The sequence below is a fragment of the Pseudomonas sp. GD04015 genome, from assembly GCF_029837675.1.
Taxonomy (GTDB): domain Bacteria; phylum Pseudomonadota; class Gammaproteobacteria; order Pseudomonadales; family Pseudomonadaceae; genus Aquipseudomonas; species Aquipseudomonas paralcaligenes.
Genome location: NZ_JAOEEE010000030.1, coordinates 46,646 through 67,591, shown reverse-complemented (window position 1 = coordinate 67,591; position 20,946 = coordinate 46,646). Strand labels below are relative to the sequence as shown.

19 protein-coding genes are annotated in these 20,946 nt (G+C 68.8%); 5 read left to right on the top strand and 14 right to left on the bottom strand.

Features of this window, described 5'->3' with window-relative positions:
• Window positions 1–377 (top strand): hypothetical protein (locus tag N7640_RS20320; protein ID WP_279906228.1); only part of this gene is annotated, 377 nt, incomplete at its 5' end.
• Here N7640_RS20320 and creB read toward each other — a convergent pair.
• From creB to bioB, 12 genes are all read right to left on the bottom strand, one after another.
• Window positions 368–1,051 carry a two-component system response regulator CreB gene (gene creB / locus N7640_RS20315; RefSeq protein ID WP_279904611.1) on the bottom strand — a complete coding sequence of 228 codons (684 nt, stop codon included), beginning with the start codon at window positions 1,049–1,051 and terminating at the stop codon, window positions 368–370. The two genes, N7640_RS20320 and creB, sit on opposite strands and share 10 nt — an antisense overlap.
• 359 nt (window positions 1,052–1,410) lie before the next feature.
• The gene (locus tag N7640_RS20310; protein WP_279904612.1) at window positions 1,411–3,189 is read right to left on the bottom strand and encodes an acyl-CoA dehydrogenase C-terminal domain-containing protein; all 1,779 of its coding nucleotides are present in this window, start codon (window positions 3,187–3,189) and stop codon (window positions 1,411–1,413) included.
• A 317-nt stretch (window positions 3,190–3,506) separates the two neighbouring features.
• Window positions 3,507–5,291 (bottom strand): acyl-CoA dehydrogenase C-terminal domain-containing protein, encoded by a 1,785-nt coding sequence (locus N7640_RS20305; protein ID WP_279904613.1) that lies wholly within the window; start codon window positions 5,289–5,291, stop codon window positions 3,507–3,509.
• Window positions 5,292–5,411: 120 nt separating this feature from the next.
• Window positions 5,412–6,704, bottom strand: coding sequence for a GGDEF domain-containing protein (locus tag N7640_RS20300; RefSeq protein ID WP_279904614.1), 1,293 nt, complete (start codon window positions 6,702–6,704; stop codon window positions 5,412–5,414).
• Window positions 6,705–7,096: 392 nt separating this feature from the next.
• Window positions 7,097–8,902 carry a phenylacyl-CoA dehydrogenase gene (locus N7640_RS20295; protein WP_279904615.1) on the bottom strand — a complete coding sequence of 602 codons (1,806 nt, stop codon included), beginning with the start codon at window positions 8,900–8,902 and terminating at the stop codon, window positions 7,097–7,099.
• 168 nt (window positions 8,903–9,070) lie between these two features.
• Complete coding sequence (locus N7640_RS20290; RefSeq protein WP_279904616.1) at window positions 9,071–9,805, bottom strand: putative metalloprotease CJM1_0395 family protein; 735 nt, start codon at window positions 9,803–9,805, stop codon at window positions 9,071–9,073.
• A gap of 60 nt (window positions 9,806–9,865) precedes the next feature.
• Window positions 9,866–10,168: a hypothetical protein gene (locus N7640_RS20285; RefSeq protein WP_279904617.1), complete on the bottom strand. Its 303-nt coding sequence runs from the start codon at window positions 10,166–10,168 to the stop codon at window positions 9,866–9,868.
• A gap of 97 nt (window positions 10,169–10,265) precedes the next feature.
• On the bottom strand, window positions 10,266–10,955 hold the full coding sequence (bioD, locus tag N7640_RS20280) for a dethiobiotin synthase (protein WP_279904618.1): 690 nt from the start codon (window positions 10,953–10,955) through the stop codon (window positions 10,266–10,268).
• 1 nt (window position 10,956) lies between these two features.
• Window positions 10,957–11,754 (bottom strand): malonyl-ACP O-methyltransferase BioC, encoded by a 798-nt coding sequence (gene bioC, locus N7640_RS20275; protein WP_279904619.1) that lies wholly within the window; start codon window positions 11,752–11,754, stop codon window positions 10,957–10,959.
• Window positions 11,747–12,478 (bottom strand): alpha/beta fold hydrolase, encoded by a 732-nt coding sequence (locus N7640_RS20270; protein ID WP_279904620.1) that lies wholly within the window; start codon window positions 12,476–12,478, stop codon window positions 11,747–11,749. Before N7640_RS20270 ends, bioC begins: the two co-directional genes overlap by 8 nt.
• Window positions 12,471–13,640, bottom strand: a complete 1,170-nt coding sequence (gene bioF / locus N7640_RS20265) for an 8-amino-7-oxononanoate synthase (RefSeq protein WP_279904621.1) — start codon at window positions 13,638–13,640, stop codon at window positions 12,471–12,473. Before bioF ends, N7640_RS20270 begins: the two co-directional genes overlap by 8 nt.
• 79 nt (window positions 13,641–13,719) lie before the next feature.
• On the bottom strand, window positions 13,720–14,775 hold the full coding sequence (bioB, locus tag N7640_RS20260; protein ID WP_220812398.1) for a biotin synthase BioB: 1,056 nt from the start codon (window positions 14,773–14,775) through the stop codon (window positions 13,720–13,722).
• A 61-nt stretch (window positions 14,776–14,836) separates the two neighbouring features.
• On the opposite strand from bioB, the gene N7640_RS20255 reads away from it, so the two are divergent.
• Both N7640_RS20255 and N7640_RS20250 read left to right on the top strand, forming a co-directional pair.
• Window positions 14,837–15,571, top strand: a complete 735-nt coding sequence (locus N7640_RS20255; protein WP_279904623.1) for a ComF family protein — start codon at window positions 14,837–14,839, stop codon at window positions 15,569–15,571.
• Between the two features lie 54 nt (window positions 15,572–15,625).
• Entirely contained in the window at window positions 15,626–16,600 is a 975-nt protein-coding gene (locus N7640_RS20250; protein WP_279904624.1) for a serine/threonine protein kinase, read from the top strand.
• A gap of 3 nt (window positions 16,601–16,603) precedes the next feature.
• On the opposite strand, the gene N7640_RS20245 is transcribed toward N7640_RS20250, so the two are convergent.
• Window positions 16,604–17,002, bottom strand: coding sequence for a TM2 domain-containing protein (locus N7640_RS20245; RefSeq protein ID WP_279904626.1), 399 nt, complete (start codon window positions 17,000–17,002; stop codon window positions 16,604–16,606).
• 101 nt (window positions 17,003–17,103) lie between these two features.
• On the opposite strand from N7640_RS20245, the gene N7640_RS20240 reads away from it, so the two are divergent.
• The gene (locus N7640_RS20240) at window positions 17,104–18,315 is read left to right on the top strand and encodes a putative DNA modification/repair radical SAM protein (RefSeq protein ID WP_279904627.1); all 1,212 of its coding nucleotides are present in this window, start codon (window positions 17,104–17,106) and stop codon (window positions 18,313–18,315) included.
• Window positions 18,315–19,796 (top strand): UdgX family uracil-DNA binding protein, encoded by a 1,482-nt coding sequence (locus tag N7640_RS20235; RefSeq protein ID WP_279904629.1) that lies wholly within the window; start codon window positions 18,315–18,317, stop codon window positions 19,794–19,796. Before N7640_RS20240 ends, N7640_RS20235 begins: the two co-directional genes overlap by 1 nt.
• Here the strand turns inward: N7640_RS20235 and N7640_RS20230 are convergent.
• On the bottom strand, window positions 19,762–20,907 hold the full coding sequence (locus N7640_RS20230; RefSeq protein ID WP_279904632.1) for a PilT/PilU family type 4a pilus ATPase: 1,146 nt from the start codon (window positions 20,905–20,907) through the stop codon (window positions 19,762–19,764). The genes N7640_RS20235 and N7640_RS20230 overlap by 35 nt on opposite strands.
• Window positions 20,908–20,946: the final 39 nt, after the last annotated feature.

The window sequence follows — 20,946 nt, the reverse complement described above, 5'->3', positions numbered from 1 at the left end:
GCAACCGCCAGAGCATGCCGATCATCGAGGTGACGCTGGCCACCCTGCAGCTCGACGCCCTGGCTCGCCTCGGCCGGCACGCCGAACTGCTGCGCCGCGCCGAGCAGGCGGTAGGTGTCGCACACCAACGCAGCGACCTCTACCTGCTGCCGGAAACCCTTCGCCTGCAGGCCGACGCCCTGTTCGCCAGCGACGCCCCAGCGCGCGCCCTGGCCCAGCTGGACGAGGCGGAGGCACTGGCCGAGCGCTTCGGCGCCGGCGCCCTGAGCCTGCGCCTGGCCGCCACCCGCCAGCACTGGCAGCCGTCGCCGCAGGCCGAAACGCGGCTGGAGGAAATGCGGAGTCGATATGGGGAGCAGGAGGCGGCTCAGGCCTGACGGGGGCTGTAGCTGTAGCCCAGGCCCCGATGGGTCTGGATCGGCTCGGCGTCGGCCGCCACCTGGCGTAGCTTGGCGCGCAGGCTCTTGATATGGCTGTCGATGTTGCGCTCGTAGCCGGCGTCGGCGGCCACGCCCAGGGCGTCCAGCAACTGCTCGCGGGAGAATACCCGCTCCGGCTGCGCCAGCAGCGTCTGCAACAGGCGGAACTCGTGGCGGGTCAGCACCAGCAGCTGCTCGCGGTAGTGGATCTGCACCCGCTCGGCATCGACCCGGAACGGCGCGCCGTCCCCCGCCGCCTCGGTCACGCGCGGCGCCATGCGCTTGAGAATGGCCCTGACCCGCGCCGCCACCTCCCGTGGACTGAACGGCTTGACCACGTAATCGTCGGCGCCGATCTCCAGCCCCACCACCCGATCGATCTCGGCATCCCGCGCGGTGAGGAAGATCACCGGCACCTCCGAGAACCGCCGCAACCGCCGGCACGCCTCGAAACCGCTGATGTCGGGCAGGCCGACGTCCAGGATCAGCAGATCGGCCGGCGTCTGCTGCTGAAACACCAGCGCCGCCTCGGCCAGACTCAGCCAGGTGGTGGTGAAGCCTTCGCCCTGCAGCGCGAACACCAGGGTGTCGGCGATGGCGGCTTCGTCTTCGACGATGAGGATATGAGGCATGGCGTCCGTGCAGGCTGGCATGAAGCCGGCAAGGTGCCGCAACCGGCCACGCCGAGTCAATCGCACTGCCGTAAAGGCGATGTCCGGGTGAGCTCCAGCTCTGTGGGAGCGGACTTGTCCGCGAACAAGACAGACAGCAGCTTCGCGACCAATCGGAATGCCTCCCAGCCGCTCCTACAAGGTCTAGGACACTCGCCAGCCACTCAATTGGGACAAAGGTGGACTACAAGTGGAGATCGCTCCCGGATTTCATCCGGGCTACGACCGGTGCGCACGGCGCACCCTACGATGCATTCCGCCCAACGACACATGGCATGAAAAAGCCCCGCCTAGGCGGGGCTTTTTTACACCGGGGCGACTCAGAACTGAGTGGCGTCCAGCAGGTACAGCGGCTCGCTACCGGCCTTGACCGAGGCGGTCAGGGAGTGGATGCGCGGCAGCAGGCGGGCGAAGAAGAAGCGTGCGGTGCCCAGCTTGCTGGCGTAGAAGTCGTCCTGGCCTTCCTTGCCCTGCGCGGCCCGCGCCATCAGCGCCCATACGTAGGCGTAGGCGGTGTAGCCGAACACGTGCAGGTACTCCACCGAGGCGGCGCCGATTTCGTTCGGGTTGGCCTTGGCGCGGTCCAGGACCCAGGCGGTCAGCTCGTCGAGGTTCTCCACGGCCGCCTTCAGCGGTGCGGTGAACTCGCCCAGCGAGGCGTCGGCGCTGGCGATGAAGGCCTTGATCTCCTCGGCGAAGTGGCGGTAGTAGCTGCCGCCGCTGCCGACGATCTTGCGGCCCATCAGGTCCAGCGACTGGATGCCGTTGGTGCCTTCGTAGATCTGGGTGATGCGGCAGTCGCGGATCAGCTGCTCCTGGCCCCACTCGCGGATGAAGCCGTGGCCACCGAAGATCTGCTGGCCGTGCACGGTGGTTTCCAGGCCCATGTCGGTCAGGAAGGCCTTGGCCACCGGGGTCAGCAGGGCGACCAGTTCCTCGGCGCGCTTGCGGGTGGTGGCGTCTTCGCTGTACTTGGCGGTGTCCAGCTGCATGGCGACGTAGCTGGAGAAGGCGCGGCCGCCCTCGTTCAGCGCCTTCATGGTCAGCAGCATGCGACGCACGTCCGGGTGCACGATGATCGGGTCGGCCGCCTTGTCCTTGTTCACCGGGCCGGTCGGGGCACGGCTCTGGATGCGGTCGCGGGCGTACTCGATGGCGCTCTGGTAGGAGCGCTCGCCCAGGGCCAGGCCCTGGATGCCGACGCCCAGGCGCTCGTAGTTCATCATGGTGAACATGGCGTTGAGGCCCTTGTTCGGCTCGTCGACGATCCAGCCGGTGGCGCCGTCGAAGTTCATCACGCAGGTGGCCGACGCCTTGATGCCCATCTTGTGCTCGATGGAGCCGCAGCCCAGGCTGTTCTTCTCGCCCAGGGAGCCGTCGGCGTTGACCATCACCTTCGGCACCAGGAACAGCGAGATGCCCTTCGGACCGGCCGGGGCGTCCGGCAGCTTGGCCAGCACCAGGTGGATGATGTTCTCGGTCAGGTCGTGCTCGCCGCCGGTGATGAAGATCTTGGTGCCGGTGATCTTGTAGCTGCCGTCGGCCTGGGGCTCGGCCTTGGTGCGGATGATGCCCAGGTCGGTGCCGGCGTGCGGCTCGGTCAGGCACATGGAGCCGGCCCAGACGCCGGAGTACATGTTCGGCAGGTACTGCTGCTTCAGTTCTTCGCTGGCGTGGTTGAGGATCGACAGGCAGGCGCCCGCGGTCAGCATCGGGTACAAGCCGAAGGACAGGTTGGCCGAGTTGACCATTTCCTCGACCTGGGCGCCGATCGCCTTGGGCATGCCCATGCCGCCGAACTCCGGCGAGCCGCCTACGCCCACCCAGCCGCCTTCGGCGTAGGTGCGGTAGGCCTCGGGGAAGCCTTCCGGGGTCTTCACCGCGCCTTCGTGCCAGGAGCAGCCTTCCTCGTCGCCGCTGCGGTTCAGCGGGGCGATGGTGCCGCCGGTGACCTTGCTGGCCTCTTCCAGGATGGCGGACGCGGTGTCGGCGTCGACCACTTCGGCCAGGCCGGGCAGCTCGGCCCACAGCTTGGAGACCTCGAAGACTTCATTGAGTACGAAGCGCATGTCGCGCAGGGGAGCTTTATAGTCGGCCATCAGGGCAATCCTCGAACGGAGCAATGAGCGGCCGAAAGAGCCGGCCGCTTTGAGTGCAGCCCTCGAGTCTATAAGAACACCCTATTAGGACATAGGTTCTGTTTGTGACCGAAAAGTCACACCCAGATCATGCTTCCGCCCCACGGCAAAGGCCATGACCACGCTAGTTGTGGCGCACCTTTTGGGAGCGGATTCATCCGCGAATTTCGCGGCCAAGGCCGCTCCCACAAGAGCAGGGTCACGCCACCCGCACATAACAGGGATGTAGCCACGGAAAGGCCGTAGCGGGCCTCCCGGAGCTCGGCGGCCGTCCGCGATCAGAACAGGAACTGCTCCGCCGACAGGCGCATCAGGCATTCTCCGCCGGCCTCCGCCGCCGCCAGGTGCGCCGACGCGCGGGGCAGCAGGCGGCGGTAGTAGAAGTCGCAGGTCGCCAGCTTGGCCTGGTAGAAGTCCGCCTCGCCGCTGCCGGCGTCCAGCTGCGCCTGGGCCACCACGGCCATGCGCGCCCAGAAGTAGGCGAGCACGACGTAGCCCGAGTACATCAGGTAGTCCACCGACGCGGCGCCGACCTCCTCCGGGTTGCGCATGGCGGCCATGCCGACGTGCTGGGTCAGCTCGCCCCACTGGCGGTTGAGGCGCGCCAACTCGGCGACCTTGTCCTTGAGCTGGGGATGCTCGGCCTGGGCCTGGCAGAAGAGGTGGACCTGGCGGGTGAAGCCACTGAGCAGCTTGCCCTGGCTGCCGAGGATCTTGCGGCCAAGCAGGTCCAGTGCCTGGATGCCGTTGGTGCCTTCGTAGATGGAGGCGATGCGGCAGTCGCGCATCTGCTGCTCCTGGCCCCACTCGCGGATGTAGCCGTGGCCGCCGAACACCTGCATGCCGAGGGTAGTCACCTCCAGCCCGGTGTCGGTCATGAAGGCCTTGGCGATGGGCGTGAGCAGGGCCAGCAGATCGGCCGCCTGCTGGCGCTGCTCGACCTCCGCCGCGCTGTGCTCCAGGTCGAGCAGCTGGGCGCAGAAGAATGCCAGTGCGCGGTTGCCTTCGTTGAACGCCTTCATGGTCAGCAGCATGCGCCGCACGTCCGGGTGCACGATGATCGGGTCGGCCGCCTGCTGCGGCGCCTTCGGCCCGCTCAGGGAGCGCATCTGCAGGCGCTCGCGGGCGTAGCGCACGGCGTTCTGGTAGCTCGCCTCGCCGTGGCACAGGCCCTGGATACCGGTGCCCAGGCGGGCGTGGTTCATCATGGTGAACATCGCCGCCAGGCCCTTGTTGGCCTCGCCCACCAGCCAGCCGGTGGCGCCGTCGAAGTTCATCACGCAGGTGGCGTTGCCGTGGATGCCCATCTTGTGCTCGATGGAACCGCAGGACACGGCGTTGCGCGCCCCGCCCGCGGGCAGGAACTTGGGCACCAGGAACAGCGAGATGCCGCGGGTGCCGGCCGGCGCGTCCGGCAGCTTGGCCAGCACCAGGTGGATGATGTTCTCGCTGAGGTCGTGCTCCCCGGAGGAGATGAATATCTTGGTCCCGCTGACCGCGTAGCTGCCGTCGGCGTTGGCCGCCGCGCGGGTCTTGATCAGGCCCAGGTCGGTGCCGCAGTGCGGCTCGGTCAGGCACATGGTGCCGGTCCACTGGCCGGCGACCATGGGCGGCAAGTAGGCATCCTTCAGTGCGTCGCTGCCGTGGGAGTGGATGGCCGCGATGGCGCCCTTGGTCAGCCCCGGGTACATGCCCCAGGCGTAGTTGCTGGAGCCGATCATCTCGCCGACCTGCAGGTCCAGCGAGTGCGGCAGGCCCTGGCCGCCGTAGGCCGGGTCCATGCCCAGCCCGTTCCAGCCGGCCTCGGCGTACTGGGCGAAGGCCTCCTTGAAGCCCTTGGGCGTGGTGACCTCGCCTTCGCGCCACTGGGCGCCTTCCTCGTCGCCGCCGCGGTTCAGCGGGGCGATCACCTGTTCGCAGAAGCGCGCCGCCTCCTCGCGGATGGCCAGCACCATGTCCGGAGTGGCATCGCGGGCGCCGATGGCAAGGTAGGTGGCGGGGAAATCGAAGACCTCGTCGGCCAGGAAGCGCATGTCGCGCAGCGGAACCTTGTACTCGGGCATCACGGCCTCTCCATGAAGGGCACGCCGACGCGGCGCACGCACTGCACGGAAACTACTGCGCGACGGCCGGGCGGAACAACGACGCTGCGGACGCTGAATGCAGCGTCATAACTCCACCGCTCAGGCGGCCGGGGACTTCACCCGCACGGCGCCGCGACGGCTCTCGCCCTGCGCCATCACCCGGTTGCGGCCGGCCTGCTTGGCCGCGTAGAGGGCCTTGTCCGCGCTGCGGATCACCTCGTCGGCGCCGCGCTGGTGCGCCTCCCGTTCGGCCATGCCGATGCTGATGGTCACCGACACCGTGGGGGCGCTGCCGGCCGTGCGGCGCTGGCGCCCTTCCTTGTCGCTCGCCGGCCGCTGCTGCTTGTCGCGCAACTGCAGGGGATAGCTCTCCACCGCCTCGCGCACGGCCTCCAGATACGGCCGGCACTCGTCGAGGGTCTTGCCCGGGAACACCAGGGTGAATTCCTCGCCGCCGTAGCGGTAGGCCTTGCCGCCGCCACCAACCCGGCGCAGCCGGCTGGCGACCAGGCGCAGCACCTGGTCGCCGACGTCGTGGCCGTGGGTGTCGTTGAATTTCTTGAAGTGGTCGACGTCGGCCATGGCGATCACGTAGTTGCGCCCCAGGCGCTCCAGGCGGTCGTTCAGCGCGCGCCGCCCCGGCAGGCCGGTCAGCTCGTCGCGGTAGGCCATCTGGTAGGCCTCGTGGACTACCGCCGCGACCAGCATCAGCATCACCAGGCTGCTCATCACTTGCAGCGCGTGGGGCAGGATGAAGGTGTTGGGCAGCATCCACAGCAGGCCGAGCAGGCCCAGGAACAGGGCCGCGTGCACCGGCCGCGGCTGGCGCAAGTACTGCACCAGCAGCAGCGCGCCGGCGATCAGGAACAGCGGGTAGGCAAGCTGGATCAGGCTCATCCACTGCCCGTGCCAGAGCGGCCAGTGGATTTGCGCCAGCCAGGCCTGCAGCCCCTCTGGAAAGCGCCGGGCCAGGGCCGCGAAGGTGCCGCCGACCGCCAGCAGCACGGCGGCGCGGGCCACCATGTCCTGCAGCAGATGGCTGCGCTCGCGCCAGGCGCCGTAGAGGCCGTAAAACAGCGGCAGCAGCAGGCTGCACAGGTGGAACACCAGCGCGGCGTCTTCCCGCACCTGGCCGTGCTCGCGGAAGTGGTCGGTCTGGGTGTCGAGCAGGAAGTAGACGAGGTACACCACCACCAGCAGGGAGAACTCCCGCTGACGGCCGTAGGCCACGCAGAAGGCGCCACCGAGCAGCAGGAGCAGGGTCGGCAGCACGTTGAACAGGGACTGGAAGAATTCGCTGAGCGAGTCCATGCGCGCGACCACCAGCCCGGCCACCAGCAGCGGCAGCGCTGTCAGCAGATGATGGGGGCGATAGGCGGCGAGACGTGGCACGTGCGGTTTCGGGATGGCTGGCGGGATGCGGCATTTTGCCCGTATCACCGGCAAAGACCAGCGGAAATCGCTCGCATTCCGTCGGCAGGCGATGGTTGTTGAATGCCCCCGTAGGGTGCGCCATGCGCACCAATAAGCCGGCAACACCGATGCTCAGCTGTTTACCCAGCGGCATGAAAGTTTTGGTTGTGCCCACCCGTGCGAACCATAAGCATCCGAGCACTCGGCAATCGGCTGAACGACGGAGCACCGGTAGAGACCGCTTCCGGATTTCATCCGGGCTACGATCGGTGCGCGCGGCGCACCCTACGAGCATGCCCTGCCAGGAATGCAGGCCAAAAAAAACCGCGGCCCGAAGGCCGCGGTTCTTGTGACCCGAGGTCGGACCGGACTCAGTAGCCCAGAGCGAAGTGCTCTTCGTCCATGTCCATCAGGTTGCTGGCGCCGGACAGCATGGTCGCGACGTGGGTACGGGTACGCGGCAGGATGCGCTCGAAGTAGAAGCGCGCGGTCTGCAGCTTGGCCTTGTAGAAGGCCTCTTCCTCGGTAGCGGCAGCGATCTTCTCGGCGGCCAGACGGGCGATGTCGGCCCAGAAGTAGGCCAGGCAGGCGTAACCGGAGTACATCAGGTAGTCCACCGAGGCGGCACCGACTTCTTCGCGGTCCTTCATCGCGGCCATGCCCACTTTCATGGTCAGGTCGCCCCACTCCTTGTTCAGTTGAGCCAGCGGTGCGACCAGGCCTTTGATGGCCTCGTTGCCTTCGTTGGCCTGGCAGAACTTGTGCACGATCTTGGTGAAGCCTTTCAGGGCTTCGCCTTGGGTCATCAGGACTTTACGACCCAGCAGGTCGAGAGCCTGGACGCCGGTGGTGCCTTCGTACAGGCAGGAGATACGGCTGTCACGCACGTTCTGCTCCATGCCCCACTCGGCGATGAAGCCGTGGCCACCATAGATCTGCACGCCGTGGTTGGCGGCTTCGAAGCCGACTTCGGTCATGAACGCCTTGGCGATCGGAGTCAGGAACGCCAGCATCGCGTCGGCGGCCTTCTTCTCTTCTTCGTCCTGGCTGTACTTGACGATGTCGACCTGCTTGGCGGTGAAGTACACCATCGCGCGGTTGCCTTCGGCGAAGGCCTTCATGGTCAGCAGCATGCGACGCACGTCCGGGTGGACGATGATCGGGTCGGCAGCCTTGTCCGGGGCTTTCGGGCCGGTCAGGGAACGCATCTGCAGACGCTCGCGAGCGTATTTGATGCCGCCCTGGAAGGCGATTTCGGCGTGGGCCAGGCCCTGCAGGGCAGTACCCAGGCGAGCAGTGTTCATGAAGGTGAACATGCAGTTCAGGCCTTTGTTGGCCGGGCCGATCAGGTAGCCGGTGGCGCCGTCGAAGTTCATCACGCAGGTGGCGTTGCCGTGGATGCCCATCTTGTGCTCCAGGGAGCCACAGGAAACGGCGTTGCGCGAACCGACGCTGCCGTCGGCGTTGACGTTGAACTTCGGCACGATGAACAGGGAGATGCCCTTGGTGCCTTGCGGGGCATCGGGCAGGCGGGCCAGCACGATGTGGACGATGTTGTCGACCATGTCGTGTTCGCCGGCGGAGATGAAGATCTTGGTGCCGGACACCTTGTAGGAACCGTCAGCCTGCGGCTCGGCCTTGGTGCGCAGCATGCCCAGGTCGGTACCGCAATGCGGCTCGGTCAGGCACATGGTGCCGGTCCACTCGCCGGATACCAGCTTGGTCAGGTAGGTGTGCTTCTGCTCGTCGGTGCCGTGGGCCTCGATGGTGTTCATCGCGCCGTGGGACAGGCCGGGGTACATGCCCCAGGACCAGTTGGCTTCGCCGACCATCTCGCTCAGGGCCAGGCCCAGGGACTCCGGCAGGCCTTGGCCACCGTGGTCGACGTTGTGCGCCAGGCTCGGCCAGCCGCCTTCGACGAACTGCTGGTAGGCTTCCTTGAAGCCGGTCGGGGTCTTCACGCCGGACTCGGACCAGGTGCAGCCCTCGAGGTCACCGACACGGTTCAGCGGAGCGATGACTTGCTCGCAGAACTTGGCGCCTTCTTCCAGGATGGCGCTGACCATGTCCGGGGTGGCGTCTTGGCAGCCGGGCAGGCTCTGATAGTGCGCTTCGTAGCCGAGCAGTTCGTCGCGAACGAAACGGATATCACGCAAGGGGGCCTTGTACTCAGGCATAGCGGTAAACCTCTACGGTGGATTCCTTGGTATTGGGATGACCGTCTGGAGCGGTCGTTCGCGGGATTTCTCCCGGCGCCCGGCAGGCACTAACCGGCCCGGCACTCAAACAGGCGTTTGAAACATACGTTTACGCCCAATCCTTGTCAAGCACCCGCCAGCCCCCTTTCACGCCATCAGGTCGACGGTCGCCGACGGGGTCTGCAACTGGGCGAGACGCTGGTAGATATCCAACCCGGGCGGTGGCGAAAGAGACTGTTTCGTCTGCCCCTGATCCTTTTCTTCGGCGGCACGCTTCTCCTCTTCCTCCGCCAGCCGCTCCTCGCGCTGCTCGCTGCGCGCCTCGGCGGCGGCCATCGCCTCTTCCCGGCGCAGCTGGGCCAGCTCGGCGCGGGCCTGGGTCGCCTGGGCCGCGGCTTCGGCAGCGACGCGCAGGTCCTGGGCCGAGGGTTCCGCGGGCGCCAGGGCGGCGCGCTGCACCAGCTCCATCTTGCGCAGGGTGGCCTCGGGGTCGTTGGGGATGGGGCTGGTGTCGATACCGACTTCGCCGGCGACGGCGTAGCTCTTGCCGTCCGGGCCGCGCTTGAAAGTATAGGTGGGTGCGCCGGCATAGGCGCCGCCGACCGAAGCATGCGCCTGCTCGTGGGCACGCACCTCGCGGTCGCGGCTGGCCAGCTCGGTGATTTCCTGCTGCTCCTGACGCAGCACCTCCGCTTCGCGCACGGTGCGGGCATCGCCCTCGGCGCCGGGGCGGGTGCGCTCCTCGTCCGGGTCGCGCAGCGTGCTCGAATCGGCGGCGGCCTCGACGGGGCGGGCGGAGAGATCCTGTTCGGACGAAGGCGGACGCACCGCCTGTGGCGACGGCGGCGGAGCAGCGTAGGCGATGGCGCTGCCGATCTGCATCAGACCCTCCTCGCACCGCCGGGGCGAGTCCCCGGGGTCACTGCGACGCCGACAGCCCCGTCAGGCGCGGGTGTCGATCAGGGTACCCAGCACTTCGTCGGCGGTTTCCACCACCCGCGCGCTGGCCTGTACCTCGTTGCGGCCCTGGCTCAGGCCCACCAGGCTCTGCGCCAGGTCGGGCTCGTTGGCCGGCCGTGCCTGCGAGGTCGGCTGCGCTTGCTGGGCCTGCTGGCTGGGGGCCGGCTGTTGCTGCTGGGTCGGCAGGGCGTTGCTGGCGATTTCGCTGGCCGCCTGCTCGACACGCCGCTGCCCGGCCTGGATGCCGCTGAGGCCCGCGTTGAAGGCGCTTCCGGAGATTTGCATGCTGGTGACTCCCTGACGGGGACAGACTCGTGCCGGTAATTGAAGCAGATAATGCTCAAAAAACGTACAAGCAAAGCGCTATCAATCGATCAGCGGCTTATAACGCGGCGCCCGACGGCGGCAGAGAAAGGTGCGCGGCCACGGCGGCCGGCGTGGCCCGCTCGAGGCGCGGCACCCGCCCGAGGCAGGGCGCCGGCAGCCGCTCGGCAAGTGTCGCCAGGTTGTCCTCCAGGCGCGAGGTGCGCGGCTCGACGATGTTGGCCACCCAGCCGGCCAGTTCCAGGCCGTCGCGCTGGATGGCCTCGGCGCTGAGCACGGCGTGGTTGATGCAACCTAGGCGCACGCCCACCACCAGTATCACCGGCAGACGCAGCGCCACGGCCAGGTCGGACAGGCTCTCGTCACCGGCCAGCGGCACCCGCCAGCCGCCGGCGCCCTCGACCAGGGAGAAGTCGGCGCCCCTGTCCAGCACCCGGCGCACCGCCGGCAGCAGGCGCGCCACGCTGAGTTCGACGCCTGCCTCACGCGCCGCCAGGTGCGGGGCGATGGCCGGCGCGAAGGCGAACGGATTGACCTCGTCGTAGGCCAGCGCCAGCGAGCATTCGCCGAGCAGGGCCAGCGCGTCGTCGTTGCGCAGCCCCTCGCCGGTCGGCACGCAGCCGGAGGCCACCGGCTTGGCCGCCGCCGTGCTCAGCCCGGCCAGGCGCGCCGCATGCAGCAGGCCGGCGGCGATGGTGGTCTTGCCGATCTCGGTGTCGGTACCGGTGACGAAATAGGCCTGGGTCATGTCAGTCCTTGCGCAGCACGCCGTACACCACCTGGTAGGTGGCCGGCAGCCCCTCGGGCGTGCGGAAGCCTTCGTAAGCGGCGGCCAGGGCGCGGATGCGCGCGGGACCGGTGAGCCCGCCCGGGCGGCCGGGGTTGAGGTTGTGCGCGCCGAGGTCCTTGAGCGAACGGGTCAGGGTGCGCAGGTCGGGGAAATGCAGTGTGGTCGCCTGGCGTTCGAGCGTCAGCACCCGCAGACCGCTCTCGGCACACAGGGCCTGGTAGCCCTCGAAGGGGCGGAAGCGATTGACGTGGACGAAGCCGTCCACCGCCTGCCAGCTGTCGCGCAGTTCCTGCAGGGTGCCGACGCACAGGCTGCTGAAGGCCAGCACGCCGCCCGGGCGCAGCGCGCGGCGCGCCTCGGCCAGCACGGCGGCGAAGTCGGCGCACCACTGCACCGCCAGGCTGGAATAGATCAGGTCGAGGCTGTGGTCGCGCAGCGGCAGGGCTTCGGCGTCGCCGGCGACGAAGTGCCACGCGCCGCCGCGGGGCCGGGCGTGGCGCAGCATGCCTTCGGCCAGGTCCAGGGCCACGCCCTCGCCGACCGCGAAACGCTGCGCCAGCAGCCGGGTGAAGTGCCCGGTGCCGCAGCCCAGGTCGAGCCAGCGCGCGGGCGCCAGGGCCGGCAACCGCGCCAGCAACTGCGCGCCGACCTCGCGCTGCAGCGCGGCCACACCATCGTAGCTGTCCGCCGCGCGGGAAAAGGACGCGGCGACCTGGCGCTTGTCCGGCAGGCCGCCGTGGGGCGCATGTTCAGGCATCGCCAGCCTCGCCGAGGAAGGCCAGGATCGCCGCCGCCACCTCGTGGGGGCGCTCCAACGGGAAGGCGTGGCTGACGTCCTCGATCAGCCCCACCTCGATGTCCGGCTGCAGCGCCAGCAGTTCGCCGGCCACTTCGGCCGGCACCAGAGCGTCGGCGCCGGCCAGCAGGTGCAGTTGCGGCCCGGCGAAGCGCTGCAGGGCGCTGCGCCCGTCGAAGTTGCCGAGTACTTCCAAGCCGGCCAGCAGCACCTCCGGCGCGCCGTGGGGCGCCGCGGCCTGCAGCTGGCGCGCCAGGCCGCGGGCCTCGGCCGAACCCTGGGTGCAGAGCAGGCTGAAACGCCTGAGCGTGGCGCCGGGATCGGCGCGGCAGCCGTCGACGAAGGCGTCGAAGGTCGCCTCATCCATGCCGTGCGGCCAGTCCGCACCGGCGACGAAGCAGGGGTTGCTGGCCAGGGTCAGCAGGCCGCGGCAGCGCTCGCCACGCAGGGCCGCCAGTTCGCTGGCGAGCATGCCGCCGAGGGACCAGCCGCCCAGCCAGGTATGCGGTGGCAGGCGCTCGTCCAGCTCCAGCAGCCAGTCGCGCGGCTCGCCGGAGGCCAGCTCGGGCAACGGTTCGATCTCCACCCGCAGCGCCGGATCGAGCCCGCGCAGGGCCTCGGCCAGCACTTCCAGCGGCAGGCTGCCCAGGCCCCAGCCCGGCAGCAGGATCAGATGGTCACGCATGGCGGTTCACCTCGGGCCAGCACTCGGCCAGCGCGTCGAGCAGGCGCTCCAGCTGCGCCTCGCTGTGGGCGGCGGACAGCGTCACCCGCAGGCGCGCGCTGCCGGCCGGCACGGTGGGTGGGCGGATAGCGCCGACCAGCAGGCCGCGCGCCTTCAGCAGGGCGGAAAGCTTCAGCGCGCGCTCGCTGTCGCCGACCAGGATCGGCTGAATCGGCGTGGGGCTGTCCATCAGGCTCAGGCCGATTTCGGCCGCACCGGCGCGGAAGCGGGCGATCAGCCGGTTCAGGTGCTCGCGGCGCCAGTGCTCGGTGCTCAGCAGCTCCAGGCTCTTCAGAGTGGCGCAGGCCACTGCCGGCGGCTGGCTGGTGGTGTAGATGTAGGGCCGGGCGAACTGGACCAGCGTCTCGATCATGTCCGCGCTGCCCGCGACGAAGGCGCCGGCCGTGCCGAACGCCTTGCCCAGGGTGCCGACCAGCACCGGCACGTCGTCCAGGCCCAGGCCGAAGTGTTCGACGATGCCGCCACCCGTGGCGCCCAGCGGGCCGAAGCCGTGGGCATCGTCGACCATCACCCAGGCGCCCCGGCTGCGAGCCTCGGCGCAGAGTTCGGGCAGGTCGGCGAGGTCACCGTCCATGCTGAACACGCCGTCGCTCACCACCAGGGTATTGCCCTGGGCCCGGTCCAGGCGCTTGCTGAGGCTCACCGCGTCGTTGTGCAGGTAGCGCGAGAAGCGCGCGCCGGACAGCAGGCCGGCGTCCAGCAGGGAGGCGTGGTTGAGGCGGTCTTCCAGTACCGTGTCGCCCTGCCCCACCAGCGCGGTGACGGCCGCCAGGTTGGCCATATAGCCGGTGGAGAACAGCAGCGCGCGGGGCCGGCCGGTGAAGGCGGCCAGCGCCTCTTCCAGTTCGTGGTGCGGGCCGCTGTGACCGATCACCAGGTGCGAGGCGCCACCGCCCACGCCCCAGCGCTCCGCGCCGGCGCGCAGGGCCGCGATCACCTCGGGATGGTTGGCCAGGCCCAGGTAGTCGTTGGAGCAGAAGGCCAGCAGGCGCTGGCCGTCGACCAGCACGTCCGGCCCCTGCGGCCCCTGCAACAGCGGGCGCTGGCGGAACAGCTGGGCGGCCTGGCGTTCGGCGAGGCGGGAAGCGAGATCGAAAGACATGCAGTAGCTCCAAGCGGCAAGCCTCAAGCTGCAAGCCGCGCGCACCTGGCTTGCAGCTTGAGGCTTGTGGCTGCCGTTGTCAGACGGCCGCGTCGTAGAACAGCTGCGAATCGCGCTGCTCGACCAGGGCCTGCTCGATGGCCGCCTGGTGCACTTCGTCCGAGTGCTCCTCGCGCGCCTCGGGCTTGATGCCGAGGCGCTTGAACAGCTGCATGTCCTTGTCGGCCTGGGGGTTGGCGGTGGTCAGCAGCTTCTCGCCGTAGAAGATCGAGTTGGCGCCGGCCATGAAGGCCAGGGCCTGCATCTGCTCGTTCATCTGCTCGCGGCCGGCGGACAGACGCACGTGGGACTTCGGCATCATGATCCGCGCCACGGCCAGCATGCGGATGAAGTCGAACGGGTCAACGTCTTCCTCATGGGCCAGCGGCGTGCCCTCGACCTTGACCAGCATGTTGATCGGCACCGATTCCGGGTGCTCCGGCAGGTTGGCCAGCTGGATCAGCAGGCCCGCGCGGTCGTCGAGGGACTCGCCCATGCCGAGGATGCCGCCGGAGCAGATCTTCATCCCAGCGTCGCGCACGTAGGCCAGGGTCTGCAGGCGCTCGGAGTAGGTGCGGGTGGTGATGATGTTGCCGTAGAACTCCGGCGAGGTGTCGAGGTTGTGGTTGTAGTAGTCGAGGCCGGCTTCGGCCAGGGCGCGGGTCTGCTCCTGATCGAGCCTGCCGAGGGTCATGCAGGTCTCCAGGCCCAGCTTCTTCACGCCCTCGACCATCTTCAGCACGTAGGGCATGTCCTTGGCCGACGGGTGCTTCCACGCCGCGCCCATGCAGAAGCGGGTGGAGCCGATGGCCTTGGCCTCGGCGGCCGCCTCCAGCACCTTCTGCACCTCCATCAGTTTCTGCTTGTCCAGGCCGGTGTTGTAGTGGCCGGACTGCGGACAGTACTTGCAGTCTTCCGGGCAGGCGCCGGTCTTGATCGACAGCAGGGTGGAGACCTGCACCCGGTTCGGGTCGAAGTGCGCCCGGTGGACGATCTGGGCCTGGAACAGCAGGTCGTTGAACGGCTGCTCGAACAGCGCCTTCACCTCGGCGAGGGACCAATCGTGACGGGTGGCGGAAGCGATGCTGGCGCTCATGGGGATATTCCTTGTTCTAGGCTGTGTGACACGGCTGCGAGGCATAGTCGAAGGAAGGACCATGCGCTGTCAACCACTCACGGATGACCAGGTTTACATCTGGACAAAAAACAAACAGCACTGCCTGCTCTGCGACGAGGTGGCGGACACCGGCCATCCCCTGTGCGGCGCCTGCCAGGACGAGCTGCCCTGGCTCGGCGGGCACTGCCGCATCTGCGCGGTGCCGCTGCCGGCCAGCGGGCTGGTCTGCGGCGCCTGCCAGAAACGGCCACCGGCCTTCGCTCGGGTGGAGGCGGCCTGGCGCTACGCCTTTCCGGTGGACAGCCTGATCACCCGCTTCAAGCACCAGGCGAGATGGCCTCTGGGACGCCTGCTGGCGGAGCAGTTGTCACATCACCTGCTGCACGCCTTCGCCGAAGGACTGCCCCGGCCCGCCCTGCTCCTGCCCGTGCCGCTGGGGCGCAAGCGCCTGCGCCGCCGAGGCTTCAACCAGGCCGGGATGCTGGCCGACTGGCTGGGGACCACGCTGGGAATACCCGTGCGCGGCGACTGGCTGCTGCGCCCGCGGGAGGGCGCGAACCAGCAGGAGCTGGACGCCGCCGCGCGCCGGCGCAACCTGCGCCATGCCTTCGCCCTTGCCGATCATGCACAGCCGGACGGCCTGGCCGTGGCCTTGGTCGACGACGTGCTCACCACCGGCGCGACGGCCGAGGCACTGGCGCGACTGCTGCACTCACGCGGCGCCACCCGGGTGGACGTCTATTGCCTGGCCCGTACCCCGCGGCCCGGCGACTGAACCGGTAAAGCGGCCCTGCCGGGGGTACACTGGGCGCCCCCACCGGAGCACGCCATGAGCCATCCCTTCTCCACCCTCACCCCCGATCTCGTTCTCGATGCCGTGGAAAGCCTCGGCTACCTGAGCGACGCCCGGGTGCTGGCGCTGAACAGCTACGAGAACCGGGTCTACCAGGTCGGCATCGAGGAGAGCGAGCCGCTCATCGCCAAGTTCTACCGGCCGGACCGCTGGAGCGACGCGGCGATCCGCGAGGAACACACGTTCAGCCGGGAACTGGTCGAGCACGAGGTGCCGGTAGTGGCGCCGCTGGAGCGCGACGGCGAGAGCCTGTTCGAACACGCCGGCTTCCGCTTCGCTCTGTTCCCCCGCCGCGGCGGCCGGGCGCCGGAGCCGGGCAACCTGGACCAGCTGTACCGGCTCGGCCAGCTGCTCGGCCGCCTGCACGCGGTGGGGGCGACCCGCCCCTTCACCGAGCGCGAGACCCTGGCGGTGGACAACTTCGGCCATGCCTCCCTGGACACCCTGCTGCAGGGCGGCTTCATTCCGAGCGGCCTGCTGCCGGCCTACCGCTCGGTGGCGCAGGACCTGCTGGGCCGGCTCGACGCGCTGTTCGGCCGGGTGCGCTACAACGCCATCCGCCTGCACGGCGACTGCCACCCGGGCAACTTGCTGTACCGCGACGAGACCTTCAACGTGGTCGACCTCGACGACTGCCGCATGGGCCCCGCCGTGCAGGACCTGTGGATGATGCTCGCCGGCGAGCGCCAGGAACGCCTGGGCCAGCTCGCCGAGCTGATCGACGGCTACCAGGAATTCCACGACTTCGACCCGCGCGAGCTGCCGCTGATCGAGGGCCTGCGCGCCCTGCGCCTGCTCCACCACAGCGCCTGGATCGCCCGCCGCTGGGACGACCCCGCGTTCCCCCTGGCCTTCCCCTGGTTCGCCAACGAGCGCTACTGGGGCGACCAGGTGCTGATGCTGCGCGAGCAGATCGCGGCCCTCGACGAAGAGCCGCTGCGGCTGTTCTGAGGGTCAGGCGCGGGAGGCGTTGCGCACGGAAATCTGCGTATTCAGCGTCCAGAAGTCGTACAGCACGCCGATCAGGAACAGGCCGCCGGTGCACAGGTAGATGATGCCGGTGATCCACTTGCCCTGGTACATGCGGTGCACGCCGAACACGCCGAGGAAGGTCAGCAGAATCCAGGCGACGTTGTAGTCGACCTCGCCGGCGGTGAAGCGCAGGTCGGCCTCGCGGTCCATGGACGGGATCAGGAACAGGTCGATGATCCAGCCGATGAACAGCAGGCCGAAGGTGAAGAACCAGATGGTCCCGGTCACCGGCTTGCCGTAGTAGAAGCGGTGCGAACCGAGGAAACCGAAGATCCACAGCAGATAGCCGATGACCTTGCTGTGCGTGTCCTGTCGTTGCATGTGACCTCCCTGAATGACGGGCCGACGACCGGCCGGGACGAGACCTTGCGCGTTAGTTGATCACAAAATACTGTATATAAAAACAGTATATCGACCGACGCATGGAACTCATCGACAAACTAACCGTATTGGCCGACGCGGCCAAGTACGACGTGTCCTGCGCCAGCAGCGGCGCGCCGAAGCGCGACTCGCGGGGCAAGTCCGGCCTGGGCGCGACCAACGGCATGGGTATCTGCCACAGCTTCACGCCGGACGGGCGCTGCGTGGCCCTGCTGAAGATCCTGCTGACCAACTTCTGCCTGTATGACTGCCAGTACTGCGTCAACCGCCGCTCCAGCGACGTGCCGCGCGCCCGCTTCACGCCCGGGGAAGTGGTGCGCCTGACGCTGGACTTCTACCGGCGCAACTGCATCAGCGGCCTGTTCCTCAGCTCGGGGATCATCCGCTCGGCCGACTACACCATGGAACAGTTGGTGCGCGTCGCCAAGCTGCTGCGCGAGGAACACGAGTTCCGCGGCTACATCCACCTCAAGACCATCCCCGACGCCTCGCCCGAGCTTATCGCCGAGGCCGGCCGCTACGCCGACCGCCTCAGCGTCAACATCGAGCTGCCCAGCGAGGCCAGCCTGATCCGCCTGGCGCCGGAAAAGAGCGTCGGCACCATCAAGCAGGCGATGGGCTCGATCCGTCTGGGCGTGGACCAGGCCAGCGAGGAAAGACGCGGTCCGGCCTTCGCGCCCGCCGGGCAGAGCACGCAGATGATCGTCGGCGCGGACGACACCGACGACCGCACCATCCTCCACACCGCGCAGACCCTGTACGGCGCCTACAAGCTCAAGCGGGTCTACTACTCGGCCTTCAGCCCCATCCCGCACAGCCCGAAGAGCGTGCCGTTCGAGGCGCCGCCGCTGCTGCGCGAACACCGCCTGTACCAGGCCGACTTCCTCCTGCGCGGCTACGGCTTCGACGTCCGCGAGCTGATCGCCACGCCCGGCAACCTGGCCCTCGACATCGACCCCAAGCTGGCCTGGGCGCTGGCCAACCGCGCCCACTTCCCCCTCGACCTGAACCGCGCGGAACCGGCGATGATCGCCCGCGTGCCGGGCATCGGCGTGCTCAGCGCCAGGCGCCTGGTCGAGCTGCGCCGCCAGCGGCGGATTCGCTACGCCGACGTGGTGCGCCTGCGCTGCGCAATGGACAAGGTCAGGCCCTTCATCGTTACCCAGGACTACCGGCCCCGGCAGGCCACGCTGGAGTCCGCCGCCCTGCGCCGCCAGCTCAGCGACACGCCGGCGCAGATGGCCCTGTGGTGATGCACGACGCGCGCTTCGACGGCAGCTTCGCCGACTGGCGCCGCGAGGCCCGTCGCCTGCTGCAGGCCGGCGCCGAGCCCCAGGCGGTGAACTGGCGGACGGACGACGACGGCGGCCAGTTGTTCGCCGGCCTGGCGCCCACGGCCCCGGCGCCCGTGTCCGCGCCCGCCCCGCGCATCCCCCGGGAGCTGCCCGACCTGCTGGAGAGCGCGTCGCGCTACCGCGCCGACGACCGCTGGGCCCTGCTCTACCGGGTGCTCTGGCGTGTAGCCCACGGAGACCGCGCAGCCATGCTCGCCGGGGACGGCGACGGCAGCGTGCTGCAGCGACGGATCAAGGGCGTGCGCCGCGAGGCCCACCACATGCACGCGTTCCTGCGCTTCCGGCAGCGCCCCGCCGAGGCGGGGCCGCCGACCTTCGTCGCCTGGCACGAGCCGGCCCACGACATTCTGGAGATGGCCGCCGGTCATTTCGCCGAGCGATTGGGGCGCAACAGTTGGCTGATCGCCACGCCCGACGCGGCGGCGCTCTGGGATGGCACCCGGCTGCGCTTCCTGCGGCCCTGCCCGGCGGAGCTGCGCGAACTGGCGCGCAGCGCCGAGGACCCCGGCGCCGAACTCTGGCTGGCCTACTACGGCAGCACCTTCAACCCGGCGCGACTCAACCGCGACGTGCTGGAAAGCAACATGCCGGTGCGCTTCTGGAAACACCTACCGGAAGGCCCGCTGATCCCGCAGCTGATGAGCCAGGCCCGCGCCGGCCAGCAGCGCCTGGCGCAGGCCGCCAGCGTCGGCGAGCGGCAGGGCAAGGAGGTGCTGATCGCCAGCGACAAGGCCCAGCCGCGCCGGGCGCCGAGCACCTCGCTGGGCGAATGCCGCGACTGCGACATCTGGCGCGGCGCGACCTGCGCGGTGCCGGGGGAAGGGCCGGAGCAGGCGCCGATCATGCTGGTCGGGGAACAGCCGGGCGACCAGGAAGACCTCGCCGGCCGCCCCTTCGTCGGGCCGGCCGGGCAGGTGCTGAACCGCGCGCTGGCGCGGGCGGGGCTGCGCCGCGAGGCGCTGTACCTGACCAACGCGGTGAAGCACTTCAAGTGGACTCCCCGGGGCGGCCCGAACAGCCGCGCCGCCACCCGCAAGCATGCCACGCCCAAGCCGGGCGAGATCGAGGCCTGTCGCCGCTGGCTCGACGAGGAGCTGGCGCGGGTCGCGCCCGAGGTGGTGGTGGCCCTCGGCAAGACGGCCCTGGCCTCGCTGCTGGAAACCTTCGAGCCACAGCGTCTGCGCCTGGCGGACTTCGCCGGCGCGCCGTTCAGGCAGGGGGAGCGATGGATTGTGGTGGCGCCCCACCCGGCAGCGGTGCTGCGGGCGGGGGAAGAGGGCGAGAAACGCTTCGCCGAGCTGGTCGCAGCCCTGGAGCAGGCGCGCCGGCTGGCGGCGGGGGCGGTCAGCGGAAGCGCCGCCCCGGGTCTTCGTCGCTGACCTCCAGGCTCAGGCCCTGGGCGATGCTGGTCAGGTGGTCGCCGTCGGTCTCCGAGCCCAGCTTGATCATCAGGCGCAGGTCGTTCGCCGAGTCGGCGTAGAGCAAAGCATCTTCGTAAGTGATCTCGCCCTGGGTGTAGAGGTTGTACAGCGCCTGGTCGAAGGTCTGCATGCCCAGCTCGGTGGAACGCTTCATCAGACCCTTGAGCTCATGAACCTCGCCCTTGCGGATCAGGTCGGCGGCCAGCGGGGTGTTGATCAGCACCTCGATCACCGCGCGGCGGCCCTTGCCGTCCGGCGTCGGCACCAGTTGCTGGGCGACGATGGCCTTGAGGTTGAGCGACAGGTCCATCCACACCTGGTTGTGCCGGTCCGGCGGGAAGAAGTTGATGATCCGGTCCAGCGCCTGGTTGGCGTTGTTGGCGTGCAGAGTGGCCAGGCACAGGTGGCCGGTCTCGGCGAACGCCACGCCGTAGTCCATGGTTTCCCGGGTACGGATCTCGCCGATCAGGATCACGTCCGGCGCCTGGCGCAGAGTGTTCTTCAGCGCCACCTCGAACGACTCGGTATCGATGCCGACCTCGCGCTGGGTGACGATGCAGCTCTGGTGCTGGTGGATGTATTCGATCGGGTCTTCGATGGAGATGATGTGGCCGCTGGTGTTCTTGTTGCGGTAGCCGATCATCGCCGCCAGCGAGGTGGACTTGCCGGTACCGGTGGCGCCGACGAACAGCACCAGGCCGCGCTTGGTCAGCGCCAGCTTCTTCAGCACCTCGGGCAGCTTGAGGTCGTCCAGGGTCGGGATGTTGGTCTCGATGCGGCGCAGCACCATGCCCGCCAGGTTGCGCTGGTAGAAGGCGCTGACCCGGAAGCGGCCGATGCCGCGCGCGCTGATGGCGAAGTTGCACTCGTGGTTCTCGGCGAACTCGCGACGCTGCTGCTCGTTCATCACCGAGTGCACCGTCTCGCGGGTCTGCTCCGGAGACATGGAGGTCTTGGTCACCGGCATGATCTTGCCATTGACCTTCATCGAGGGCGGCACGCCGGCCGTGATGAACAGGTCCGACCCGCCCTTTTCCACCATCAAGCGCAACAGTTTCTCAAATTCCATTTTTCCCGCCCATGTGTCTCGTGCGTGGCCGACACGGCG